The sequence below is a fragment of the Streptomyces chiangmaiensis genome (genome assembly GCF_036281785.1).
Lineage (GTDB): Bacteria > Actinomycetota > Actinomycetes > Streptomycetales > Streptomycetaceae > Streptomyces > Streptomyces chiangmaiensis.
In genome coordinates this window covers 1-3,166 of sequence record NZ_JAYWVC010000439.1, presented here as the reverse complement: position 1 = coordinate 3,166, position 3,166 = coordinate 1, and the positions used below count along the sequence as shown (strand labels likewise).

3 protein-coding genes, 1 tRNA gene and 2 pseudogenes are annotated in these 3,166 nt (G+C 67.2%); 3 read left to right on the top strand and 3 right to left on the bottom strand.

Annotated features, from left to right (window positions below; genetic code table 11):
* Positions 1 to 443: 443 nt before the first annotated feature.
* Positions 444 to 556, top strand: a tRNA-Ser gene (locus tag VXC91_RS44030).
* 183 nt (positions 557 to 739) lie between these two features.
* On the opposite strand, the gene VXC91_RS44025 is transcribed toward VXC91_RS44030, so the two are convergent.
* The 3 genes and pseudogenes from VXC91_RS44025 to VXC91_RS44020 all read right to left on the bottom strand — a co-directional run bounded on the left by VXC91_RS44025 (position 740) and on the right by VXC91_RS44020 (position 2,409).
* Complete coding sequence (locus VXC91_RS44025; RefSeq protein ID WP_329512955.1) at positions 740 to 1,150, bottom strand: DUF6193 family natural product biosynthesis protein; 411 nt, start codon at positions 1,148 to 1,150, stop codon at positions 740 to 742.
* A gap of 87 nt (positions 1,151 to 1,237) precedes the next feature.
* A pseudogene (locus VXC91_RS47515) lies at positions 1,238 to 1,333 on the bottom strand (IS982 family transposase); the annotation flags it as partial.
* A gap of 557 nt (positions 1,334 to 1,890) precedes the next feature.
* Positions 1,891 to 2,409: a DUF2231 domain-containing protein gene (locus VXC91_RS44020; RefSeq protein WP_329512954.1), complete on the bottom strand. Its 519-nt coding sequence runs from the start codon at positions 2,407 to 2,409 to the stop codon at positions 1,891 to 1,893.
* A gap of 83 nt (positions 2,410 to 2,492) precedes the next feature.
* On the opposite strand from VXC91_RS44020, the gene VXC91_RS44015 reads away from it, so the two are divergent.
* Positions 2,493 to 2,753 carry a hypothetical protein gene (locus tag VXC91_RS44015; RefSeq protein ID WP_329512956.1) on the top strand — a complete coding sequence of 87 codons (261 nt, stop codon included), beginning with the start codon at positions 2,493 to 2,495 and terminating at the stop codon, positions 2,751 to 2,753.
* A gap of 139 nt (positions 2,754 to 2,892) precedes the next feature.
* Positions 2,893 to 3,166 (top strand): annotated as a pseudogene (locus VXC91_RS44010) (hypothetical protein); the annotation flags it as partial.

Below are 3,166 nucleotides of genomic sequence, written 5' to 3'. Positions count from 1 at the left end.
GCCGCCGCCGCCTTCGACGCGGACGACAACGCGAGCACGGGTTTCATGGAGACCGAGCAGTACTGAACGCTGCGCCGGGTCGCGGGGGGGGAGCCAGGAAGGCAGGGGAGCCGGGGATGAACACCGCCGACCGCACCCGGCTCCCCGAGGGCCCACCGGCGGAGACGCAGACGCCCAAGCCCTCCGAGCCTGAACTGGTGACCCAGGCTGTTGCTCAGCCCATGCCAAACGTCGGACGTCAAGCTGAAAGTCCGGACGTGACATCAACGCTGACATCGACGTGCGTACAACGGCATCCAAGCGTGTACGTTCGCAGCCGTCACCGTCGCTCAACACCTCACCCTGGTGGGACCAGGGATCGCCTGAAAAGAGGACGGTCGGCGACGCCGGAGTGAGCCTTCAGGCAGCTCTGCGACCATCCTCTGGCCATAGTGCCGCTTCCAGGGCAGGTGCTTTGTAAGGAAGGGGCAGGTCACGGGTGGTCCGGAAAGCGACAGGCGGTCGGTCCTGAAAACCGTCGTGGCGCGAGCCACCGTGGGTTCAAATCCCACGCCCACCGCAGATGAACGGCCCCTGACCAGGAGCATTGGTCAGGGGCCTTCTCGTCGGGTTGTTCAACGGGAGCGTCACAACAGCGGTGCCGTCCGACGACGCCTTGACCTCGGTGGTCTGCTGGCCGTCTCGGCTTCGCGATGCTCAGTCGCCACGTCGTGCTTCGACGGCGTCATTTTCCGCAAGGTCACCTTCTGCGCATCCATGCCCCGATCTGTGCACGCGCAGCCGCCTCGTGCGCGGCGAGTTCCTTCGGACCGCCAACGAAGGCAGGTCCGCAGTCGGGTGGTAGGCGCTTCACCACTGTGGCGATGGCGTGTGTCGCTGTTGCCGCTGGGCCCACGGCCTCGTCCCGAAGGGGACCGGAGACCCAGTAGCCGCCTCCCAGGGCAGGCTGAATGTAGGGGATGTCCCACGTCCACGGGTGGCCGGTACAGCGGCTGAAGTGCAGCTCTGCCATGCCCGTCCAGGGGAAAAGCTGCCGTAGGCGTGGCTCCGCATACGCCGCATCGATCAGCTCCGCATGCACGCGGTTGTCGGCGCGAACCGCCTGCCAGCCGGCTTCGACGATGGCCTCGCCCTGCGCACTTGTGTCCATGGCGGCATTTTGCACAGCGGCGTTCGCGCAGGCGAGGTTTCCAGCGGTGGAGGCCAGGCGTCCAGCTGTCCAAGGCAGGCGGTCAGCGAGCGCGGGTTGATCGGTCCGTGCGTTGTGCCAGATGGCCGTGGTCAGGGCGAGGAGCCGCTGGAGGACTCGGACGGTGAGCCCACTGGGGGTGCGTCGTGGTGTTGGACTCGATCACGGTCCGGAGGTGGCGGAAACGCTTGGATTGGTCGTGTCGAAGTAAACCGTGTCCGTGCCCGGATCGAGACAGAACGTGCCGGAGTACATCCCGCCCGTCATTTCACGGTCGAAGACGTTGCTTCCGGACCCACCTGGCGCCCGTGGGCATGAACTCGGCAAGTTCAGCAGGAAGCCGGCTTGGCGTCTCAGGCTGAAAGCTCCGGTGCGGTGCGCCCATGATGGCAGCGACGGCACCCGCTCTCAGCTGGGCCGTTCCCACTACTCGAACATCGGTAGGGCCCGGAACGGACCTCCCCGAATCGGTGCCCAGTGCGGTCCCGAGCCAGTGTGCGCCGGACAGGGGGCCGAGCGCAGCGAACCGACGTTCCAGAGGCTCCAGGTCGGTGCGAACCTTGGCCCTGTCTGTGCCTTTCGCAGTTGACGTACACGCTGCAAGCATCATCACCGTGCCAAGCGCGAGCATCCCCCGGCGCCCGAGACCCGCCATGCCACCCACAGGCCACCCTCCCCAGAGCTCCCACTACCAAGCCTGATCAGGAGTCGGAGTCGCGCTTTGCCCCGGTCGCCGTCTTCGAGGAAGTGTCGTGCCAGGCGGCTTTCGCTCCAGAGTCGCCGATCCGGTAAACGTCCACAACCGCCCCCACCGCAACGGCCAGCGAAAGCACCCCCACGACGATCCGCACAGGAAGGGCCGACCAGCGCATGCTGCCGCCATGCCCGGGCCCGGCCGGAGCTTGCCTCCCCGCCCACCACACGACCGCGGCCAGCACGAACAGACCTACGGCCCACGGCAGCAGCCCGTCACCCAGCTCGGTGTGCCGGCGAACCAGGGCGTCGTCGTTCACGTGCCGTTCCAGCCACTCGCCTGCCTGCGTAGTCAACGGCACGCTGACCAGGGCAACGAGGGCCAGCAGCGGCAGCAGCGGCCCCAGCCGTCGGGCGGCGCGTGGCCACAGTGCTGCCACCACCAAGGCCAGTGCGGTGAGAGGTACCAGCACGACGACTATATGGACCAGCAGGACATGGGCCGGCAGGCCGTTGATCAGACTCATCGAGGTGCTCCTGAGTGGGGTGGGGGCGCCAGCCTGGCACGCCAATCTCTCAACTTCCTCTCAGGTGATACAGCTGTGGACCCTTGTCCAGAACTGCCGAAACACCGGGGCGCGCACCTTCTGCCGGCACAGCCCAGCAACGAGAGGCCCTCGGCCTGCCCGACCCTGACGATGCCCCGGATGCGACCTCGCTCACGCTCGCCCGCTGGACCGATGCCAGCCACGGCAACCCCGGCGCGCACAGGCGAGCGGACGGGGAATTGGACGAAGCAGTCGCGCGGGCCCAGGACGGGGATGAGACCGCGTTCGCCATCGCCTACCCCCTGGGGCCGGTCACGCACTGAAGCGGTCGGAACACGGCGAACGACACGCGATCACTGAGCGTATTCACCCGAGAGGGTCACGTGAAGGGGCGACAGTGCACGTGTGTGGGTCCCATGAGGAGGGGCGCTCGCACCCAGAAGTGCCCCGAAGGAGGACGTCATGTTCCGCCACTCGATACGTACGCTTCTGGTCGGCCTGTGCACATTGACCGCCGCGTCCCAGGCGGCTACGGCTGTGGCCCTTGCCGTGCCGCTCGATCACCACAGGGCAACCCGCACCGCCGCCCGCGTTCTTCACACACAGACCCTCTCCGATCTGACCGCTGCCATGAAAGGTGAGGCGTTCGCCCACGCCTCCTACACCCTCTTCGGCGCCCAGGCCGACCGCGAGGCCCAATCAGCCGTGGGCGAGCTCTTCCGCACCACGGCACAGA

Excerpts from the sequence above, each read along its gene's own strand:
- VXC91_RS44025 (WP_329512955.1), bottom strand. The coding sequence starts at position 1,150 with ATGGACACAAGTGCGCAGGGCGAGGCCATCGTCGAAGCCGGCTGGCAG.
- VXC91_RS44020 (WP_329512954.1), bottom strand. The coding sequence starts at position 2,409 with ATGAGTCTGATCAACGGCCTGCCGGCCCATGTCCTGCTGGTCCATATA.